At 72.2% G+C, this 20,364-nt stretch carries 17 protein-coding genes and 1 pseudogene; 5 read left to right on the top strand and 13 right to left on the bottom strand.

Annotation, left to right across the window (positions count from 1 at the left end; genetic code table 11):
- Positions 1-43: 43 nt before the first annotated feature.
- The 4 genes from ABZW10_RS14575 to ABZW10_RS14560 are packed head-to-tail and all read right to left on the bottom strand — an operon-like array spanning position 44 to position 2,994.
- A complete protein-coding gene (locus ABZW10_RS14575) occupies positions 44-601 on the bottom strand; it encodes a hypothetical protein (protein WP_355364189.1) in 558 nt (185 codons plus the stop codon).
- Positions 602-645: 44 nt separating this feature from the next.
- The gene (locus ABZW10_RS14570) at positions 646-831 is read right to left on the bottom strand and encodes a hypothetical protein (protein ID WP_355364186.1); all 186 of its coding nucleotides are present in this window, start codon (positions 829-831) and stop codon (positions 646-648) included.
- Entirely contained in the window at positions 828-2,618 is a 1,791-nt protein-coding gene (locus tag ABZW10_RS14565; RefSeq protein ID WP_355364183.1) for a hypothetical protein, read from the bottom strand. The genes ABZW10_RS14570 and ABZW10_RS14565 overlap by 4 nt, the downstream gene beginning before the upstream one ends.
- Before the next feature lie 40 nt (positions 2,619-2,658).
- Complete coding sequence (locus ABZW10_RS14560; protein WP_355364180.1) at positions 2,659-2,994, bottom strand: hypothetical protein; 336 nt, start codon at positions 2,992-2,994, stop codon at positions 2,659-2,661.
- Between the two features lie 337 nt (positions 2,995-3,331).
- Here ABZW10_RS14560 and ABZW10_RS14555 point away from each other — a divergent pair, with 337 nt between their 5' ends.
- Positions 3,332-5,224: a caspase family protein gene (locus tag ABZW10_RS14555; protein WP_355364177.1), complete on the top strand. Its 1,893-nt coding sequence runs from the start codon at positions 3,332-3,334 to the stop codon at positions 5,222-5,224.
- A gap of 7 nt (positions 5,225-5,231) precedes the next feature.
- Here ABZW10_RS14555 and ABZW10_RS14550 read toward each other — a convergent pair whose 3' ends face one another.
- From ABZW10_RS14550 to ABZW10_RS14530, 5 genes and pseudogenes are all read right to left on the bottom strand, one after another.
- On the bottom strand, positions 5,232-9,389 hold the full coding sequence (locus tag ABZW10_RS14550) for a CHAT domain-containing protein (protein ID WP_355364174.1): 4,158 nt from the start codon (positions 9,387-9,389) through the stop codon (positions 5,232-5,234).
- Between the two features lie 14 nt (positions 9,390-9,403).
- Positions 9,404-10,057, bottom strand: a complete 654-nt coding sequence (locus ABZW10_RS14545) for an RES family NAD+ phosphorylase (RefSeq protein ID WP_355364171.1) — start codon at positions 10,055-10,057, stop codon at positions 9,404-9,406.
- 4 nt (positions 10,058-10,061) lie between these two features.
- On the bottom strand, positions 10,062-10,724 hold the full coding sequence (locus tag ABZW10_RS14540) for a hypothetical protein (RefSeq protein ID WP_355364168.1): 663 nt from the start codon (positions 10,722-10,724) through the stop codon (positions 10,062-10,064).
- Complete coding sequence (locus ABZW10_RS14535) at positions 10,721-11,872, bottom strand: hypothetical protein (protein ID WP_355364165.1); 1,152 nt, start codon at positions 11,870-11,872, stop codon at positions 10,721-10,723. The genes ABZW10_RS14540 and ABZW10_RS14535 overlap by 4 nt, the downstream gene beginning before the upstream one ends.
- A 245-nt stretch (positions 11,873-12,117) precedes the next feature.
- Positions 12,118-12,575, bottom strand: a pseudogene (locus ABZW10_RS14530) (transposase); the annotation flags it as partial.
- Between the two features lie 10 nt (positions 12,576-12,585).
- Here ABZW10_RS14530 and ABZW10_RS14525 point away from each other — a divergent pair.
- Positions 12,586-13,248, top strand: coding sequence for a site-specific integrase (locus ABZW10_RS14525; RefSeq protein ID WP_355364162.1), 663 nt, complete (start codon positions 12,586-12,588; stop codon positions 13,246-13,248).
- 296 nt (positions 13,249-13,544) lie between these two features.
- Here ABZW10_RS14525 and ABZW10_RS14520 read toward each other — a convergent pair whose 3' ends face one another.
- The 3 genes from ABZW10_RS14520 to ABZW10_RS14510 all read right to left on the bottom strand — a co-directional run bounded on the left by ABZW10_RS14520 (position 13,545) and on the right by ABZW10_RS14510 (position 18,231).
- A complete protein-coding gene (locus ABZW10_RS14520) occupies positions 13,545-14,504 on the bottom strand; it encodes a hypothetical protein (RefSeq protein ID WP_355364159.1) in 960 nt (319 codons plus the stop codon).
- Positions 14,505-14,699: 195 nt separating this feature from the next.
- Complete coding sequence (locus ABZW10_RS14515; RefSeq protein ID WP_355364156.1) at positions 14,700-15,974, bottom strand: hypothetical protein; 1,275 nt, start codon at positions 15,972-15,974, stop codon at positions 14,700-14,702.
- Positions 15,975-15,984: 10 nt separating this feature from the next.
- Entirely contained in the window at positions 15,985-18,231 is a 2,247-nt protein-coding gene (locus ABZW10_RS14510) for a hypothetical protein (protein ID WP_355364153.1), read from the bottom strand.
- Between the two features lie 399 nt (positions 18,232-18,630).
- Between ABZW10_RS14510 and ABZW10_RS14505 the strand changes: the two genes are divergently transcribed.
- From ABZW10_RS14505 to ABZW10_RS14495, 3 genes are read left to right on the top strand one after another with little or no spacing between them, the layout of a single operon-like run.
- Positions 18,631-18,936 carry a hypothetical protein gene (locus ABZW10_RS14505; RefSeq protein ID WP_355364150.1) on the top strand — a complete coding sequence of 102 codons (306 nt, stop codon included), beginning with the start codon at positions 18,631-18,633 and terminating at the stop codon, positions 18,934-18,936.
- Between the two features lie 41 nt (positions 18,937-18,977).
- On the top strand, positions 18,978-19,229 hold the full coding sequence (locus tag ABZW10_RS14500) for a hypothetical protein (protein ID WP_355364147.1): 252 nt from the start codon (positions 18,978-18,980) through the stop codon (positions 19,227-19,229).
- A gap of 7 nt (positions 19,230-19,236) precedes the next feature.
- On the top strand, positions 19,237-19,398 hold the full coding sequence (locus ABZW10_RS14495) for a restriction endonuclease (RefSeq protein ID WP_355364429.1): 162 nt from the start codon (positions 19,237-19,239) through the stop codon (positions 19,396-19,398).
- A gap of 258 nt (positions 19,399-19,656) precedes the next feature.
- On the opposite strand, the gene ABZW10_RS14490 is transcribed toward ABZW10_RS14495, so the two are convergent.
- Positions 19,657-20,352 carry an HNH endonuclease gene (locus ABZW10_RS14490; protein WP_355364144.1) on the bottom strand — a complete coding sequence of 232 codons (696 nt, stop codon included), beginning with the start codon at positions 20,350-20,352 and terminating at the stop codon, positions 19,657-19,659.
- Between the last annotated feature and the right edge of the window lie 12 nt (positions 20,353-20,364).

Raw genomic sequence — 20,364 nt, 5'->3', positions numbered from 1 at the left:
CGGTTCGGCGGGACGGCGGCAGGACGGCGGGTCGAAGACGCGGTCAGCCCGGGACGACTCGGCGGCGCGGCCCGTCGGCGGGGTCGTAGGACCAGCCGCCCGGGTCAGCCGGGGGCGTGGCGGTGATGACGGCGGTGAGCGGGTTGTCGCGCAGGGTGCGGCGGCGGGCGTCGACGGCCTGTTGGTCGTGCTCGCGCGACGCCCGGCGCTCCAGCTCGCGTTCCAGGTCCTGCTGGGCCCGGCGGGTCTGCGCGTCGATGATCGCGGTCAGCTTCTCCCTCAGGTCGGCCGGGAGCTGCGGGTGGCCGGCGAGCGCCCGGATCCGGTGCAGCCCGGTGCGTGCCTGGGCGAGGGCGCGGCCCGCGGCGAACTCGTCGTCGGCCGCGTTGACAGCCCCGACGAGCGCGTCCGCCCAGGCCTGGAGGCGCTGCTGGAACGCTTCCCTGATCCGAGCCCCGAGCCGCTGCCAGGTGTCCTCGGGGAAGTCGGTGGGCGTGAGCGCGGGCAGGCCGGTGTCGTCGACCGGCTCGCCCGCCGACCAGCGTTCCAGGAAGTCGGCCCAGGCGTGGTACGGGCCGCCGAGTGGTCCGGGTGTTCGCACTGCCTGCTGCCTGGCCGGTGTCACGCGCCGCCGCCAGGCCGGTGTCACAGCCCGCTTCCGGGGCGGCGCACCGTCACCTCGCCGGGCGGCAGCGGTTCCCAGTCCGGCAGGCCATCGACGATCCGGCGCAGCCGGCTGGTGGCCCGCTCCGTGGTGGGCTCGGGGCTGGCCGCCCACGGGGAGGCGGCGGGGCGACGCGGTGGTGGCGCGGCGGGGTAGGGCGTGGTCACTGCGTTCCTCCGGACTGCGGCGTGGCGGCGGCGGGTCGGACGGTGCGCCCGTCGAACGGGCTATGGGCGTGGCCGGCGGCGGCCAGTGAGCCGATGAACTCGCGGGTCCGGGTCTCCACCTGGTCCGCGTTCCGGTAGGCGGTCTTCCAGTCGGTGTACTCGGCGCACGCGCCGCGCAGTTGGTGGATGGAGTCGTTCTTGGCGCGCGCCAGCAGTTCCTTGGCCGAGTCCGCGGCCTTCCGGGCGGCCTCGGAGCGGGTGTACAGCACCAATCCGCAGATGCCGCCGGCCAGGACCGCCAGGCCGAGGGCGACCGCGATGTTCATCGGGCCGACGACGAACAGCAGCAGCGCGAGCGCGCCGCCGAGCATGACCAGCTGGCGCTGCAGCGGGTAGGCCAGCGAGGCCAGGAAGGGGGCGGTGTGCTGGTCCCAGTGCTGGGCGAGCGACTGTTCCAGGGCGGGAAGCGGGGCGTTGAACGAACCTGCCCACTGCGGCAGGTTGAAGACCTGGGCCCCGACGGTGTGGCTGGTGGCGAACACCGCGTGGACGTCCGGCGGTTCGGCCATCCGGTAGTCCCGGCTGAAGCCGGCGTGGGCCTGCGCGAACCACGCGTGGCAGGCGGCGACGGCGAGCCGCTGGGTGGAGGCCGAGGCACCGATGGCCGAGGGGTTGAGTGCCGCGGTGGACTGGATGGTGAGGTAGTCGAGCGTCTCCTCCAGCGAAGCGGAGTCCACGTCCACGGCCTGCCTGGCGGCGTCCAGGTCGCCGTCGCACGCCACCACCGCCTGGTTGAACGCCAGGTCGCGGCGGAGCGGCAGCTCCTCGTTGTCGTACTCCGAGACCAGCCGGTCCAGGATGTCGTCGATGGCGTCCTCGAGCCGCTCGGACGGGAGGGACTCGCCCGCCATCATCGCGGTGTACTTGGCGAGGATCGCCTGCTGGGCCCGGGCCGAGGCGAGTACGGCGTCCAACTGCGGCCACTGCGGGGACACCTGGGAGAGCCGGGGGAACTCGCCGGCGGCCGACGGTGCGCGCAGGCTGTCGATCTCCGCACGCCACCGACGTACCTGGGCGGCCCGGGCCTCGTCGTCGCCGAGCAGGGTCTCGCGCCACCGCCCGAGCGTCCCGTGCAGCATCTCGCGGCCGCCCGCGCCGAAGGCCCCCTGCGAGATGGACTCCAGGATGACCGCGAACTCCCGACCGAGCGCGGCCGGGTCCTGGGCGATCAGGTAGTGCCGCAGCCACCGCACCGCGGCCTGCTGGCGGCCCTGTCTGCGCAGCACCAGCGCGAAGAGGAGCGAGGTGCGCTCCGGTGAGCGCCGGAACGCCTCGTCCACCGCCCGCTCGCACAGCGCCGGGTCGTCGGCGGACCAGGCCGCGAGGGCGACCAGGGCGGGCGCGAGCCAGTAGCGCGGCGTCTGGATCATCAGCTGCTCGCTCACCGAGGTCACCGTCGCCTCGGACACCAGGCCGAGGTCGAAGGCCTGCAGCATGCCGACGGCGGTGCGCCGGACCACCTTGTGGTGGCCGAACTCGTGGTCGACCTTGTCCTGGATGACGCCGATGCGGGTCTCGGCCCGCTGCACGTTGGCGGTCAGCTGAGACTGGTGGACGAAGGCCAGGAAGTCGGCGCGCAGTTGCTGCAGTTCGCTCTGGGTCTGCTGCTGCGCGATGCCGACGGCGGAGACCTGACCAGACACCTGGCCGACCTGCTCGGAGAGCCGGTTCACGAGTCTGTCGACCTGCGCCACCTGGTTGCGCAGGACGTAGTCCACCTCTGTCATGCGGGTCTCCGTTCACGGTGGAGCGGTCGGCGGGACGGGTTCACGGGCGTACCACGCTGCCGTCCGGGAGCACCGGCAGCACCAAGCCGCCGTCGTACACCTCGACGAAGGCGTAGGCGCCGGTGCGCACCAGCATCCGGGCGGCCGCGAAGGGGTGGGGCATCGGATCACCGGGGGCGAAGTGGTCCACGATCGAGTGGAAGAGGTTCAGCTGATGGTCGACGTACGGTGCACCGAGGTAGCAGGTGGCGAGGAAGCCGAGCGGGACGTCGCCGAACTCGGTGGTGTAGTGCTCCTTGAGCCAGTCGGCCAGCTCGCTGCAGGCGGCCGGGTCGAGTCCGGCGTCGAGTCGGCGTACGGCGTTCAGGAAGCCCACCGGCCTCGCTCGCAGCCGGTCCGCCCCGACGCGGGTCTGTGGCGGTCGCCCGCCGGTGGCCGGACCGCTCGCCGCAGCCCGACCGGGCGCGGTCGCCTGGCCCGGTCGCACGACGCGGCGGGGCTGCTCGATGAAGCCCATGAATCCCCCGATGACCATGGAGTGACGCCGCGCTCACACCGCGCGGTCGAGAAGGGAAGGATAGTGATCGCACTGCCATATTGCGAAGCCGTGCAGGTGATCGCACGCGCATGGCCGGATGACGACCTGTTCCCGCCCACCATTCGCCCGGTCGACCGGACCGCCGGGGCGATGTCCGCCTGGAACACTTCTGCCCATGAGGACGGTTTTTGCACTCCTGGTGGGGATCGACGACTACTCGGCGCTCGGCCGCGCTTCGCTCCAGGGGTGCGTCAATGACGCGGCTGCTGCTGAGCATTGGCTGGACGCGAAGGTGACGGAGCCGGTTGTGCGGACGCTGCTCGACACCGACGCCACCGTGCGTGCGGTCACGGACGGCATCCGCGGGCATCTCGGGCAGGCGGGGCCGCAGGACACCGCACTGCTCTGGTTCTCCGGCCACGGGACCGAGTTCGACGCCACGGCCGAGCAGCTGAAGGTCGAATCCACCGGCCGCTGCCAGGCCCTGGTCTGCGCCGACGGGCCGTTGCTGGACAAGGAGCTGGGGGCCCTGCTGGACGAGGTCGCCGCCCGCGGCGCCCATGTCGTCGCGGTCCTCGACTGCTGTTTCTCGGGCGGCGCGACCCGGGACGCCGAGGGCAGCGCGCGCCTCCTTCCACCGGATCCGTCCTGGGGGGCGCTCGCGACGGCCCGCGACATCACCGGTCCCGCGGCCGGGCCGGGTCACGTCCTGCTGGCCGCGAGTCGGCTGAACCAGCCCGCGTTCGAGGACTGGTTCGACGGACGCAGGCACGGCGTGTTCACGCACGCACTCCTCGGCGCGCTCGGCGAGCAGGGCGGCCCGGAGCTGAGCTACCGCCGGCTGATGGCGGCCGCGCAGTGCCGGGTGCAGCGCTCGGGTGAACGCCAGCACCCGGTCCTGCTCCCCCTGGAGGCCGGTGGCCCTGCCGACCGGCCGTTCCTCGGCGGGGCCGTTCGCGCCCCGAGCCCTCACCTGCTCCGCCACGGTGCTTCGGGCTGGGAGGTGGACTGTGGAACCGTCCACGGGCTGCGCGGCGGACCGGACGCCGGCGGTACCGAGTTCAGCGTCGAGCCCGGGCCCGGCAGCCAGGACCGGCACCTGCTGACCGCCCGGGAGGTCAGGGTCGACCGGACCCTGGTGGAGCCGTCCGGCTGGTCACCCGATCCGGCGCTCAGCTACCCGGTGACGCTCTCCGCGCTGGCCCTGCCACCGGTGTCGGTACTGGTGGAGGCGCTGGAACGCCCTGCGGTAGCTGACGAGTTGACCGACACCCTGCGCACCGCCCGCTCGCCGCTGCTTCGCCTCGTGGACGATCCGCGGGACGCGCCCGGGACGCTGCTGCGGGTCGTCCTGGACCGGGCGGAGGCCCGGGTGCTGTTCCGGGACGGATCCCCCGCCGTCCCGGCGCTGCCGTGGGACGGTACGGCCGACGCCCGGCGGATCGTCGACTGCCTCGTCCACCTGGCCGGTTGGCATCAGCTGCGCGACCTCGCCAACCCCGATCCCTCGCTCGGATCCCACGCCCGGGTCGAGGTGACGCCCTGGGGCAGTGGTGGCCCGATCATGCCCGAGGGCTCCGGTGAGGTCGTCTGCGGTTACGGCCGCGGGCCGGGCGGCTGGCAGGAGCCGAGGGTGTCCGTCCGCATTCACAACCGTTCGACGGGCAAGGCCCTCTGGTGCGTCCTGCTGAACCTCACGGACAGCTACGCCAGCCGATCGGTCCTCTTCCCCGGGGCCTTCATCGCCCCCGGCGGCACCGGTTACGCGCTGGACGGGGATCCGGTTCACCTCAGTCTCCCGTCCACCCGGCCGGTCCGGCCCGGCGCCTACGTCCGTGACTGGCTCAAGCTGATCGTGGCGGAGGGCGAACTGAACACCGTGCCGTTCCAGTTCGGGCCTTGGGACCCGACGCTGCCCGCGGACCGGCAGACCGGCCGGTCGACGGACGGCGTGTTCCGCCCGCTCGCCCCGGGCGGCAGCCGGGACATGCTGCCCGGCCGCCCGGCGGCCTCCCCCGGCCGCTGGGCGGCGCTCACCATCCCGCTCCGCACGGTCGTCCCGGACTGATCCGCCGTCACTGTCCCAGGTGGGTGAAACCGGCCCAGGCCGAGAGGTCGTCCGGCTCCACCGCGGCGGCGCGGGCGGCCAGCGCGCCGGGCATACCGGGCGGCAGCCGGCGGTCCGGGTCGAGCATCCACAGCTGGGCCCGGCGCAGCGCCCGGCCCGCCTGTTCCTGCTCCCGGCGCAGGAAATGGTGCGTCATGAACATCAGGACCGAGGTGGCGTCGTCGGGAACCGGCCACAGCGAGCCGATCACCGATCGGGCTCCGGCCACCAGGAACGCCGTGGCAAGGCTGTACGCCTCGTTGTGGCCGCGCCCGGACACGTGGCTCCGGCAGGCCGCCAGGACCACCAGCTCCAGCCCGTCGCCGCCCCGCCCGGCCGCCTCGGTCAGCTCCTCGGCGGCCAGCTCACCGCCGCTGAAGGAGAGGTACGAGCTGTAGCGCTGGTTGGCGGCCACGGTGGCATGGCAGGCCAAGTGCAGGACGCCACCACCGCCGCGGCGCAGCCAGGCGAGCACCTCGGCCGGCGTTCCCGGGCCGTCGGCCTCGCCCGCCGCGCGCCGCCCGAGGAAGCTGCCCCGCGGGTAGAAGACCCGCTGCACCGCGTCCGCCTCCTCGCCGGCGTAGCGCAGGTCCCCGGTCGGATTGCCGACCACCAGGGCGGCGCCGGTGTGCGGTGTGGACGGCCGGGCGGCCACGTCGCACAGCAGCCGGGCCGAGGCGGCGTACGAGATCTCGGCCTGCTCGACGGCGTACCGGCGGCGTCCGGTGGTGTCCGGCTCCGACCAGGCCGCGTGCCACGGCACCACGCCGAGGGCGCCCATGGGCACCAGGATCAGCGACGGCGGGCGGGTGCGGCCGGGAGGTGGCACGAGCATGTCCAGCAGTGGCTTGACCGCCGCGTACCAGGCCCAGGAGCACAGCCGGTCCAGTTGCCGGCGCAGCGAGGTCGAGTCGGGTGCGCCAGCGTGCGGGGCCGGCCCCATGTCCCGGACGGACCGGCCGGCCGGGGTGTAGGCCCGCAGGGGTCCGGCGTCCTCCTTCAGCAGCGGCAGCGGCAGCCAGTGCGCGCCACCGTCCGCAGTGACCAGGACCGCCGCCCCGCCGCGGTCGTCGGAGGCCGGCACCAGGTACACCAGGGCGTCCGCCCGGCAGCTGCGCAGCGCCTCGCCGATCTCCGCGGGGGCCGGGGTGCCGAGCAGCCGGGCCGACCGCCCGCCGTCCGGGCCGAGGGCGGTCAGCGCGGTCAGGACGCGTCGGCGCAGTTCGCTTGGGACGCCGCCGGACCCGGTCAAGCCGTCCGCTCCGCCGGGCGGTTCGGCGCCGCCCGCGGCCCGCCACTCCTCCGCCAGGTCGGGCCGGCCGGTGGCGGTCAGCAGCTGGGGCACCGTCATCGCGGTGTTCGCGGCGTGCAGCACCAGTCCGCGGCAGGCGTCCAGCGCCTGGACGGCGGCTTCGGGGACGTCGTCGGCCAGGCACCAGGCGGCCACCTCCAGGGCCGCGGCGGTGGCCTCGGCCGCACCCTCGGCTGCGTGCCCGGTGCCGGACTGGAGCAACGCCGCCCAGGAGTGTCCGCGCAGCGACTCGAGCCCGGCGAGGCGTCCCCGGCGGCGGTCGTCGCGGGCCGGGTCGGCGCGCAGTCGGTAGGCCCGGCCGAGGGTCAGGTTGCAGAACGCCCACAGCCGGTGCTCGGGGCCGCCGGCCAGCCGGGCGGCCCGCTCCAGCAGGTCGATGCCGGTCCCCAGCTCGCGGCGGTCGCCACTTCGGGAGGCCTTGGCGCAGTGGGTGCCGCCCAGCACGAAGGCGTAGCGCAGCCAGTCGTCGCTTCCCTCGTCGGACAGGTCCAAGGCCTCCCGGAGCAGGGTCATTCCTTCGTCGAGAAGCCGGGGGTCGGACCGGTCCATCGCCCGTGCGGTACGGGTGATACCCGCGTCCCCCAGTACCCAGGCACGGTGGTCGCGCGGTAGCCGGGCGGCTTGGCGGCGCAGTTCGTCGAGGGTGGCACCGCCGTGGGTCGCCATGGCGGTGGTCGGCACGCCCAGGCGCCTGGCGAGCTGGTCGCGGCCCATCCGGGCGTTCTCCAGCGTCGTCCACAGCTCCCCGCGGGCGGGGTCGTCCGGGTCGAGCGCGCCGTGGATCTCGGCGAGCCGCGCGATGGCCCGGTCGGTGCCGGCCAGGTCGCCCTGCCGCGCGTACCGAATGGCCTCGATACCCGCGACCTGGCCGTCGATGAGCGACCGGAGGTAGGGAGTGGTGCCGGGCCGGTCACGCAACCGGGCGATGACACTCGCGGCCGTCTCCACCTCGTCGAGGCCGCCGCGCAGCTGACCTCGCTGGCCCTGGACGAACGAGCGCAGCAACTCGATTCCGTCGGTCGTCCGCCCGTCCTGGCCTGTGCGCAGGTCACGGGCCGCATCGAGGTGCTCCAGCGCCCCGTCCAGGCTCGACCCGTCTCCGGCCGTCGCCTCGTTCAGGCCGATCCAGCCGGCGATGGCGTGGAGGCTGCTCAGCCCGGCGGCATCGCCCTTCCGGTGCTGCAACGCGGCCTGCAGGAGCGCGCTCTTCTGCTCGGTGGTCACGTGCGTGCCGTGCGGATCGAGGAACGGCACCATGCCGAGCAGGAACGCGGCCGACTCCCCCGACTCACGGCTGTCCGGGTCCGCTTCGCGCCAGGTCCGGTACAGCCGGTCGAATTCCGCCGGCAGCCGGTCGAGGCCGCCGATGTCGTTGGCGAGACCGTTGAACTCCTGATCGCTGAAGTTCAGGAAGGCCCCGCCGTGTTCGACGTCCGCCATCGTCCCCATGGTGGCGCGGTGGGCCTCCTGGAAGAGGGCGTCGGCCTCGGGACCCGCCTCGGCAAGGCCCTGGCGCACCAGCTCGTGTCTGGCCCAGCCGTGGCACATGACGGCCATCCGCCGGAACTGGGCGCCCTGGCTCCCGTCTTCGAGGGCACGCCCGCTGGCCGCGGCGAGCACCGGCAGGCGCGCCGGGTCGCCGTCCGCCCGGTAGCGGGCCCACTGGAGAGTCGCCACCAGCAGGCCCAGCGGTGCGGCCGAGCCGCCGTCGCGTTCGGGCTGCCAGCGGTCGAGAGCCCGCTGCAGCAGGTGGAGCGCCCGGTCTCGTCCGGCGTCGTCGTCGCGCTCGGTGGCACGCTGGTAGAGCAGCCGCCCGAAGCAGTCCAGGTACGTGGGCAGCAGTTCGTCGACGGCATCCGGCTCGGCGAGCAGTGGCGCCAACTCCGCCTCCGCGGGCCCGACCTGGGTGCTGTCGTCCCAGTGCCACCACAGCATCGCCCGGATGTAGACCATCCGGGCCATTGCCTCGCGGCCCCATGACGGTCGCTCCGCGGATCGCTCGCCGGCCTCGACCAGCGCTCGGCCGAACTGGGTCCGGGCCTCCGTCAGCAGTTCCCGGTCCCGGGCGCGCTGGCCGTGCACCATCTGGGCGGTGGCGAGTCCGTAGCACAGCAGCGGGACGTCGCTGTCCGGCGGGGCCGCCTCGAGAGCCGCGCGGTAGTGCCGGACGGAGGCCTGCGCGTCGGGCAGGTCACCGCCGGTCCGGTACCGCTCGTGGTGCAGTGCACCGGCCTCCCCGTGCAGTTCGGCGGCCTCCGGGCTGCCGGGTGCGTGGTCGTCGAGCGCGGCGTCGTACCGGCGCAGCGCCTCGGAGAGCAGAGCCGCCCGTTGCGGGGCGGGCCGGTCGTCGGCCTGCACCCACCGCAACCGGGCGAGCCGGGCCACCAGGTACCTGCCGAGCACCCTGAGGTGCTCGAACGACGACCCGGCGACCGGTTCGGCCAGGCCTTCGACCAGCAACGCCCAGGCCCGGTCCAGCAGTTCGGGTTGCGGCCGGTCGTCGTACCGGAACAGCAGCACGCGAGCGCGGAGGATCCGCCAGGCGTCCCAGATCTCCTCGTCGCCGATCTCCTCGTCGCCGGGCCGGGCGAAGGCCCGCTCGAACGCCTCGTCCGCCAGGTCCAGGTCCTCCGGGCGCGCCTGCCGCAGGAAGAGCTGGTAGCTGAAGTCCCCGGCGACCGCCCACGCCGTCGGCGCCTGCGGGTCGTCCGCCCGCAGACCCGCCAGATGCTCCAGCAACTCGTCCCGCTCGGCGCGCAGTTCGTCGTCGGAGGCCTCGTCCGGGTCCCGGCCCCGGCCTCGGACCGGGTCCATGGCCCGCTCCGGCGTCACGGGGCGATCCTCGCATGGTAGGGCTCCAGCAAGGAGTTGAGCCGCCTCTCCCCCTCGGCGGTGTCGAAGTCGATCGGCGGGACGCCCGTCTCCTCGATCACGTCCGGCACGCAGCGGTCACCGAACAGGACCACCACCCGGTCGCCGGGCTCGCGCTTGGACGGCCAGAGGAAGCCCTGCGCCCACGGGTCGGTGTGCTCACGGATCCAATGACCCCAGTCACGGGTGAACGGGTACTCGGCGGCCTCCGCCTGGACCAGCCAGGAGTCCTGGGCGACACCCGCCAGCTCCCGGCCGGTCACCAGGGACACCACGTCCAGCTCTGCGGCCAGCCGCAGGAAGGACAGCCGGCGGCCGCGAATCGCGGCCCTCGGCACCAGCCGCGGCGTCCCGCCCGGATCGAACGGAACCGACCGCAGCAGCGACTCGCACACCGCCGACTCGGCGGTGAGCCCGGCGTAGAGATAGCCGAACGGGTCGCACCTGGTCGCGTCGAAACGGCCGCCGCCGTAGAGGCAGTGGGCGGGTACGGGATTGAACGCGGTCGCCGGGTGGCGGGCCGCGTGCAGCCGGTACAGCGGGGCGCCGGCCGGCAGGGTCAGCTTGGCGGGCGTGCCCGGCAGCACCCGCGGGGGCCTGGTGTTCGCCATCCGGTTACTCCTCCTCCGACAGGTACCGTGCCGCGTCGACGAGTTGGCCGTCCCGCCCAGCGCCGAGCAGGTCGGCGGGGTTGCCGCCCAGCCAGGCATTGGCCGACAGCCACCAGTCCGCGACGCCCCACGGGTCGCGTTCGGCGTCCAGAAGGGTGTTGACCTCCACCACCGTCGGCAACGGCGCGCCCGCGACGCCGAACTGGAATCCGGGCAGCCGCAGCCTCCCGCCGAGCCCGGTCAACCTCAGCAGCCCGGCAGCGCCAGGATCACCGCCCAGCAGCCGCACCTCGTCGGGGTCGAGCGCCGGTACGGCCAGGATCCTCGCCCGGGTCGGGCCGAGCACCGGGCCGACCATGCGGTGGCCGTCGAGCACCAGCACGGCCAGGTCGTCCGCATGGAAGCCGAGGTGCGACCGGTCCTGCGGATCCCCGGCAAACCGGGCACCGGACGCGTCGTCGAGCCGTCCGGACTCGGCGTCCGGCAGCGCTTCGAGCAGCAGCCGGGCCGCCTTCTCGGCCGCCTGCAGCCGGGCCGGCCCGTCCTGCCCGGCGGATCTCAACGCCTGCAGCCGCGCCTCCAGTTGGCTGCCCGACGCGGGTTTCAGCAGGCCGGCCAATCGGTCCCAGTCGGCGGCGGCGGCCGCAAGCACCTGGTACGGGTTCATCGGGTCCTTCCGTCGACGGCCTTCAAGGCCGTGAGTTGACGCTCAATCAGATCTGCGACGGCGGCCCGCCGCACCACGAGGTGCACCTCCCACTGCGCACCGCGGATCAGTTCGGCCTCCACCGCGGCCCAGAGCATGCCGAGACTGACCTCGTACGGCAGCCCGCCCCGGCCGGAACCGAGCAGCGGAAGACAGATCGAGCGCAGCGGAGGATCGAACTGCCGGTGCTCCTCGGCGAGCACGGCGAGCGCCCGGGCGACCGCCCGGGTCACGTCCGCCGGCAGCACGTCGTAGTCGTTCGTCCCGAGGCGCGGGACCGCCACCGCGGCGTGATAGATCCGCCGAACGCCCTGCTCCACCAGCGCCCCCGCCCCGACCGCCGCCACGGTTCCCGGCAGGACCGCCCGGCCCGGCGCCCCGTGCCGGACGGCCCACCTCCGCAACTCCTCGTGCACCAGGTCCTCGACGAGCTCCCCGGTCGACCCGCGCACCGCTCCCACCCGCCGAAGCGACGCCGACACCGACGACTTGTACGGCTCCGGCAGTCCCAGATAGGTGTTGGTCGGCGAGACCACGACGTCCACATCGCGCAGCAGATCGACGGGGTGGACATGCACCGTCACCAGCGCGGTCCGCTCGCCCACCCGGACCCGCAGCGACCGGTGACCCGACGACGCGGGCGAGAGCGGCCCGACATCCCCCGCCTCCCCTGCCTGGTCCGCCTGGCGCGACCGCGCTGCCCGACCTGGCTGCCCCGCCCGCGCGGCCATCCGGATCACCTGCTCGGCGACCTCACCCAGCACCAGCGCCTCGTGGTGCTTGCGGAATCGCTCCACGCTCACCCCGTACACGCCCGCGGCATACTTCCGACGGTCGGCGGGCGGCCAGTCGCGAGTGCCCTGGGCCAGGCCGAGGCTGTACTCGGCGGCGGTGTGAAGGTTGCCGGGATCGATTCGCGTCACCGCCAGCCGCAGCAGCCGCTCCACAGCGGCGGGCCGCGACTCCCGCCCGGCCGGCAAGTCGATCACGTCCGCGGCCCGGGCCAGCGCCGGGAGCTCCAGCTCACGCAGCCGTACCAGGCCGACCCGCCGCAATTCCCGCACCTCCCTGAGAACTGACGCGTGGTCCGGCAGCTCGCTGTGCAGCATGCCCGAAAGGATCGCATCGCGCCGACAGCGGCGACAAGCTGGATCCGCCCTCCCATCCAACCACCCCACCCGGGCGGCTTCGGGTCGCTTTCCGGGCGCACCTCGGGCACCCGCCGGACAACGGCACGCGGATCGCTCCGCGGGTCGACGCCGATCCGCAGGGTCTCTGGTGATCGACGCCAGCGTCCGCGGGCCGGATGCCGAGGTGGTGGGGCCGTCGACGACAGCGAGGCTTACTGGGCATTTCACCCCGATTCCGAGGTTCGTCCTCCACGCCCGCGCGGGGTGCTCTCACCGGTGAGTCGTCGGGTCATGAGGCTGATTATCGCGACGTGGATCACGGTTTCCGAGTGGGCTTGGAGGGATTCGTGGACGCGGGCAAGACGGCGGTGGTTCATGAGCCAGCCGAAGGTCCACTCGACGACCCGGCGTCGTGGCTGGACGACGGCCCCCTGGCGGCGGGGTCGCGGCGGACGATCTCGACGTCGATGCCGAGCGTGGCGCCTTGTTCGACGACGGTGCTCTTGTAGCCCATATCGGCCCAGGCCTTGGCCTTGGCCTTGCCAATGGTCGGCTGGTCGGCTGAGACCGCGATCAGCAACTATCGGACGGCGCCGTTGTCCTGCACGCTTGCGGCGGTGACTAGCACCACCGGCCGCAGGCCGGTCGTGTCGGTGCCGATACTCCGCTTCCTGCCCACGATCGCCGACCACATGCGCACCGGCCTGGTCGCCGACGCGCTGCGGATGGCAGCCGCGCCCCGCGGCGACTATCTGTTCGAGGTCATGCTCGGCACCGGCATGCGCCGCGGCGAGGTCCTCGCCCTCCACTGGTCCGACGTCCACCTCATGGACCGCAAGCTCTACGTCCGCTGGACCCTCGCCGCCATCGACAACGGCAAGACCCACCTCCGCGAGCCCAAGACCGAGGCCAGCCGCGCCTGGATCAGCCTCTCCCCCAGAGTCATCGCAGCCCTCCACCGCCAGGCCGCAATCCAGATGCGCGCCCACCCGAACGGCCGGCTCGAAGGACTCGTCTTCGCCCGCCCCGGCGGCACACCGCTGCGGCCCCAGTGGGTCCTCGACCAGCTCCGCAAACGCACCGCCGAACTCGACCTCCCCAAGATCGGGCTGCACGACCTGCGCCACACCGCCGCCAGCATCATGATCGCCGAAAACATCCCCATCGCCGTCATCTCCAAGACCCTGCGCCACTCCACCATCGCCACCACCATCAACCTCTACGGCCACCTCCTCAAAGACTCCGCCGACCAAGCCGGCCACGCCCTCGCCCGAACACTCGACCGCGCCCAACCCAACCGGCCGCACTTCATCAAGGACGACGGCGGCGAGAACCCCATGCCCATGGCCGCGTAACCCGCGCCCTCACCGTGCCCCGGCAACGATAGGTCGCCGAGAAGATCGGCCTGCCGCGCAACCCGGTCGCGCAGGACGACCGACCACAGCTCGACAAGGGCAACACGTCTACCTTCACCGTGGCGCTGGAGATCAACGAGGTCCAGACCTTCACCAGCATCACCCCCGCCAGCTGGATCCAGCATTGCCGACCGCGGTCCCCGATACCAGGGACTGGCGCGGTGCGCCGCTACCACAAGCCGAGGTGCCCTGTGAAGCTCCGGGCAGAACTCCTGGCCGACTCACGGACGGCGGTTCTACTTCGCCTGCGGGGTGACGATCGATACCAGCGCCGGCACCAGCACGCTGGCCAGCGCGATGGCGGGCAGGGCGGCGAGGCTTGGCGGGATTCCGAACCTGGACGCCGCCCACGTCCCGGCTCCAGCCAATGCGGCCACCACTGCGGCCGCAGCGACCAGACGGGTCATCGACAAGAGAGAAGGCAGCAACCGTGTGGTGTAGTCCCGCACCGGCTGGAGGTCCTTCAGCTCCTCCTCTGGAAGCAGGGCGCCGACTCGACCAGCGACGTAGTTGTCAGCTATCTGCACCACGAGAGAGGCGATCTCCCTTGCAGCACCCTCGGCATCTACGTCGAGCCTGGCCTCCGCCGCCCTCAGCCGCGCTGCGACAAGCCGTGCATGGGCCCGCAGCTGAGGGCCCCGGTGGGAGAACCGCGGCACCGTGCCCCGCTGGCGGTACATCTTGAGGACGTACTGCTCGGCGTAGCGCATCAGCGGTGGGACCCCTGCGAGGTGGTCCGGGCGGCTGCGCGGTCCGGCGGCAAGCACCGTCGCGCACCCGGTGACGACATCTTCGAGGCTTTTGACCGGCACGAACTTGCCGATGATGCCGAGCCATCCCACTCTGGTACTGCTGATGAATATGTACATGAGGATCCAGCTGATGACGGCCACCCCAATGACCAGGAAGAGGCCTCGCACGACCGGAACGGCGGCCGGGAAGAGCAGCCTGGCAAGCCGTATCGAGCCCCTCGACAAGCCCATGGCGCCGAGCAGCAGCACCATGGCTCCGAACAGGTTCCAGCCGTAGGCCCGTCGCCAGGCAGCCCGGCGCATGGAGATCGGTACCGGCCCGGTGAGACCAGCGCGCTGGAGCGATCGCGCCAGCAGCCCGGCTTGCTCACGCGTCACCTTGTGCGCTTTGCGGCGCATCCGGTGGCTCAGGCGATAGTTGGTCCGCACAATCCTGTCGATCATCTTCTCCCCCGCTAGCATGACGATCCATCAGAGAGCGCCACGCCGAACGCCGCACAGCAGGAGCTTCTGGCACCTGGTGAGGCCTGCGGAGGAGCCCGACGGGCCCTCGGCTGCTCAGTCCTGCCACCAGGCCCGGCCGTGGCGGTACCCGACCGCGCCAGATCGGCAGGCTACGGCGGGTGACCAGGGGCCACATCATGACGCTTCTGTCGGTGAGGGTTCGTCGTCCGGTTCGATCAGGGCCAGAAGGCTCTGCGTCGCCCAGTCGGGAAGGGCCAGTGCGGTGGTCCGGGGCAGGTGTGCCTTGTGGCGGAGGAGCTGTTCCTGGAAGGTGGCGCGTGTCAGCCAGGCGAAGGTGTCATCGTCCAACAGGTCGGGGTGGCCGGCGGCGGCGTCAGCGAAGTGTTCCGGGTCTGTGAAGACCTCGAGGACCGAGGCGGGGAGGGTGTCGGCATCCGCGGCGCGGCCGATAGCGCGGCGGGTCACGGTTTCGAACCATCCTGAGCCCCACCACTCGCCAACGGACTCGGTGTGGGATCCGTGCATGGAGAGCATGCGCATGGTGGCCTCCGGGCCGAGGTCTTCGTCGACCCTCTGCCAGAGGTCGATCTCACGGTGGATGGATACAAGGATCGGCTCCCAGCCTTCTTCGAAGATGTCCCGCAGGGCTTGGCCGTCCGCGAGTCGGCGGGCGGGGGCTGTGAGGGCGAGACGCACAGCGTGCCAGTCGATGGCCTCGGGGCGGACGTGGGGCAGGACGGCCCGGGTGGCGGCGATGTTTGCCCGGGCCATCGCGATATCGTCGATCTTGAAGTGCCAGTCCTCGACGTCGCTCTCGCGCCTCCAGCACCATTCAGCGATGCCCCGCGTTGCCGCCGACGGCACGAGGTCGGGGCAGATCACCGGGTAGGTACGCAGCCCGCTTCCGATGCGCCAGGAGAAATCCTCGCCGAACGCCCTGAGTACCTGCAGGCCGTCGTGCTCGCGGCGGTGCCGACGGATCGCGGGGCTGATGTGTTCTTTCCAGAACAGGGTGTTCAAGGTCCCGCGGAGCGGTGTCGCGTCGTCGGGCAGGTGGATGCGTGTCGTGTCGAGCAGCCCGGCGGCGGCGAAGGCCCTGCGTGCGGCCTCCGCCTTGTCCACCTGGGTGAGGTGCGGGCTCAGGTCGATGGTGAGCGGATCGTCGAGCGCGAACAGCGGAGGAAGGTGTCCGTCCCAGTCCCAGTCGTCGGTGGGGTCGTCGATGACGAGGCGGCCGGTGGTCGGAGACCAAGTGATGAAGAGGTGGAAGTTGGAGCGGCTCAGCTCAACCGTTGCCGGCGCGTCGTGACCAGAATCGTCGTCCGCTTCGTCCTCATACCAGGTCTCATCTCGCATCCATCCGGCTTGCCGCAGCGGGGCGGTGAGCCGCTCGAGCAGCTGCGGCCCGAGGGCGTGCGGGGACAGGGGGTTGTCCGGTCTGCTGTCCATGGGTGCCTCGTCAGGCGGTCGGTCGGGGGAGGGTGCAGGGCTGGCCGGCGTGGGCGGAGCGGGCCCGGAGCAGCAGCTTGCGGACGATCTGGTGCCACCGGCGGGAGTCCTCGCTGTAGGAGTGGTCGCCAGCGTCAGGGTCCCACTTCTCGAGTTCCAGGAGCTGTTCCACCAGCTGTCCGAGGCGGCCGGGATCGTACCCGCCCCGGCCGGGGTCCAACTGCTGCGCGAGGTCGTGGAGCCGGTGGGCGGCGCGGTAGTGGGCGAGCTGGGTGTCCGTCAGACGCCGGATCGCGAAGCCCCCGCATTTGCTGCACCAGTCGAACTTCGTGTCACCGAGCAAGTCCGCGATGGTGAGCAGGTCGTCGTCTGCGACGACACCGCGCTCGCGGACATGGGAGCAGAACGGCGAGTGCCCCTTGCCCTGGTAGCGGGGGTCGGCGTTGACCGCGTAGACCTGGACCTTCGCGAGTACCCCCAACGGGATACCGCTCCCGCTGCGCCTCCAGGTGCTGTCGTCGGGTGCTTCGAACGGCTCGAGGTCCAAGTCCTGGCCGTGGGCCAGGAGTCCGTGCCACACCGCGCTGGGAAGGCTGCGCGAACGCCCGGCCCGGTCATATCCGGAGTCCAGACTGCGCAGGTCGGGCACGCCGCGGGCCACCGCGAGCAGCCGCAGGTTGAACTCCCGCGCCCAGGGCCTGTCACTGAAGACCAGCCAGGCGGCGCGCTCGGCGCCGACTGCCAGACCCAGCCGCTCGCCGAACAGCGGGTCGCAGGCTTCGCGCATCCGCTCCCGCCACAGGGCGGAGGGCTCCTCCGGGCGCTGGCCGATCGCCTCGGACCAGGGATCGATCAGTGCCGCGGGCAGGTTGGCGGAGCTGGCAAGCAGGACACCTCGCCAGCCGCGGGCCGCACGCCGCTCCAACTCCTTGAAGGGCACGACCTCCGTCCCGGCATCGGTGGAAAACACGGTGTACAGCTGGTCCTCGGCACCGGGCGCGGTGCTGAGCAGCCGCAGGTGCTCCACGGTGAGGGGACGGCGCTGGTGCACGGGGGCGTCGTCGAAGACTCCCGGCCCCAGGGGACTCGCTTCGCCGGCAGCCGTCGGGGCACCGGGAGGCTCGGGCTCCCACCGCACGAGCGCGGTGCGGGCCAGGAGTTGCTCGACGATCAGCTGGGGCGCGCGGAAAGTGAGCCGGCGCCGCCCCCAATCGGCGCTGGTCAGGTAGGTGAGCAGGACGCCGATCGTCCAGTTGTCGAGGCTGCCCAGCAGCCCCCGCTCACGCTGCTGCGAGTAGGGGCCCTCATCCCGGGGTTCCTGCAGGTGTGCGGTCAGCGTCACCGTCACGCCCGGGTCCGACGCGCCCGCGACCCGGCGCGCCTCCTCCTCCCAGGAAACCAGCAGCCGGTCTGCCGCACGGCGGGCTTCGTCGTACCCCTTGCGCCGTGAATTGACTCCCCCGATGGCCTGATGCGTGACCAGGCGGTCGCCTGGCAGCCCCCATGCGTCCGCCGCTGCCCCCTGCCAGCGGGACCACATCGACCGCAGCCGGCTGGCGACCTCCCTCCTGTCGCCAATGGCACTGAACGCTTCGTCGTTCGTGGGGAGTTCGGGAATTTCCAGGCTCATGGCCGCCGCTGCTTCCACCAGTGCGGCCGCGTCGACGAACAGTCCCGCTCGTTCGCGCAGCGTCTGGAGGTACTCCTCCTTCAGTGCCGCCTTCGGCCGAGCCCAGTCGGTGAGCCAGGGGAACTTCGCGACGACGCTCTCGGCGAGGTGAAGGCTGTCCGCGGCATCACGCCACCTGGACAGCACCTGGCCCCGCAGGTGCTCCGCGTCGTCGTGGGCATCCCGGTTCTCGTCGTAGGTCTCGTCCTCCTCGGAAACCGGCTCGGCGCGCAGAACCTCCGCCGCGCCTTCGGCTTCCTCTTGCGTCACCTCGTCGTCCGGATCCGCCTCCGTGTACTCCTGCAGTTGGGAGAGCAGCCCTCGGTAGCCGCCGAGCGCGCGCAGGAAGAGGCCGACGCCGCTGTCCGGCCGGGCCCAATCCCCTTGGTACGCGCAGACGGAGCACATCCGGGCGATCGTCACGGCGTTCAGCGGCGCCTCGAAGGCCACCGCCCCGTCCGCGCGAAGCCGGGGGCACCGCAGATGTGCGTGCAGCTTGGAGGCTTTGCCCTTCGCCGCGAAGACAGGCACGAGATGGCCGTCGAACGGGCCGAGCGGAACATCAGCAGTCAGTACAGAGTCGCGCACTCAACTCCCCTATCAGTCTCGACCAAGGAGCCTATCCGGCAGCTCGGACAACGGCCCCGACAGCGCCTGTTCCGGGCGAACTGCACCACAGCGGGAGCGCGTCCGTGGTACCCCAGCACGTTCGCTCCGAAGAGGACCCGATCCAGCGTCGCGCGTCGTCTGCCTCCTACTCTTCGTCGCCTTCGAGATCGACGGGCTCGGTATGCAGTGGGGCGGCGGCTGCCTCGCCCTCCTGCTGCCCCCAACTCTCATCGGGATCGGGGGGCAGACGCTCAGCAGGCCAGCCAGGCTGAGAGTCATGGACGGATCTACGCTCTGCCCGATCCGGTCTTGCGGGAGCAGTCTCTGCCGCCGCTAGCCGGTGCCCGCAGGCGCCGGGAGGATGCCGCGATGGGGTGCGTGCCGGAAGCCGGGCAGTTGCTCGTCGACGTGGCACTGCCCTCGCAGGACGTGGTGTCGGCCGTCGCCGGGTACCGGTTCGTCGCCCAGCGAGGGGAGGTCGTCCCGCAGCCGGTCAAGGAAGCCGACCTCCAGGAGACCTACCGACGACTGCTGGCGCGGCTGGCCCTGCGGGCGCTGGACGAGGCGTTCTCGGTGACGCCAGCACGGCTGGTGGGCACAGTTCGTCCTCAAATGGGCACGTCGCCACAACAGACCCCGCCACGGGGCGGGTCGTGCGCCCGTGTGTGGGGAGCATGGTGGTAGAGCGCGCGGACTTCGCCGAGCCCGTCCTGGACTAACCGAGGTTGGACCCGCAGCGCTGCCTGCACAACCTGAGCGCGGTGGTCTCCCGGCACCCGCACGACCTGGAGCCCGTGCTGCCGATCGTCGACTTCGCCCCGGCCCGGTTCAAGATCGCCGCAGACACCGCCGTCGTCGGCCCGCTCGACAGCCGGCCCGACCTGCTGCAGATGGACCCGTACGCGTTCAAGCGGCTCGTACATGAGCTCTCCGAGGCCATGAGCTACGAGAACCTCGCGGACCCAGAACTCGCGTGACGACGGCCTGGACGCGGTCACGGTCAAGCGCGACGGCGGCGGGGTGACCGCCGTCGCCGTCCAGGCCAAGCGCACCAAGAACGCCGTCCAGGTGGAGACCGTGCGCGCCCTGCTCGGCGCCGTGGATCTCACCAACGCGTCTCGCGGTGTCCTGGTGACCACCTCGTGATTCGGGAAGGCGAGCTACGACACTGCGGCCGGCAAGGGCAAGCGCCTTCATCTGGTCGACGGCCGTGAGCTGAAGTCCCTCCTCCTGGAGTACCTGGGACTGGACACCTTGATCGGCCTGCCGAATCCTCCTCGCGGCTGGCAGGCGAACACGGCGAACTGACCGGCTCCCGGCCGGGTTCAACGACCAGCCCCGCGGCCGTGCGGGCGCGCAACGCCGTACTCGCGTCCGAACAGTGACCGGTCTGCCCGCGGCGTCCTACCGGATGAGCAGTGCCGCTCGGAGTGCGGGTTCGCGGAGGTGGGCGAGGAGTTGGGGGTCGTCGTCAAAGACGATCTCGGCCGCGGGGTCGAGGGCCTGGCGCAGCATGGCCTGGACGACGTCGGCCATCGGCTGTTCGTTGACGACCGCGGCCCAGTGAGCGGCGTCGTCGTGGTCGCCCTTCGCGGTGGCACCGGCCCACTGGGCGACACAGGCCTTGGTGACGTGGTAGGCGTTCACCCGGCCCTTGGCCAGCAGGCCTCGGTTCAGGTCGAACAGGTCGATGGTGGCCTCGCCTCTGGGGGTTAGCGGGTGGTACTGGCCGACCGCGAGGACCAGGCGCAGGTGCGGTGTCGGGTCCTCGGCCGTGGGGTCGATGAGCAGCGGCTTCCCGCCGTCGTCGAGGGGGAACGCGGCGCCCTTCAGGTGGCTGTTGCACAGCGAGCAGGCGAGGACGTGGTTGGTCCAGTCGAAGGCGCGCATCGGGTGCCGGTCGATCGGCTCGAAGTGGTCAATGTCGGTGCCCTGGTTGTCTCCGCAGTACATGCACCGCTCTCGCCCGGCCGCCATGTCCGCGAGGACGTCCCGAAGCGGCGCGTGCACGTTTCGTCGCACCGTGGTGTGCTTCCAGAGCTCTCGCGCCCGCGTCGCGGGCTTCTCGGCGAGCACGATGTCGCAGGTGCATTCGGCCATGCGGGAGCGCGG

Source organism: Kitasatospora sp. NPDC004723, assembly GCF_040609255.1.
Taxonomy (GTDB): Bacteria; Actinomycetota; Actinomycetes; order Streptomycetales; family Streptomycetaceae; genus Kitasatospora.
This window is presented reverse-complemented; position numbering and strand designations above follow the sequence as displayed.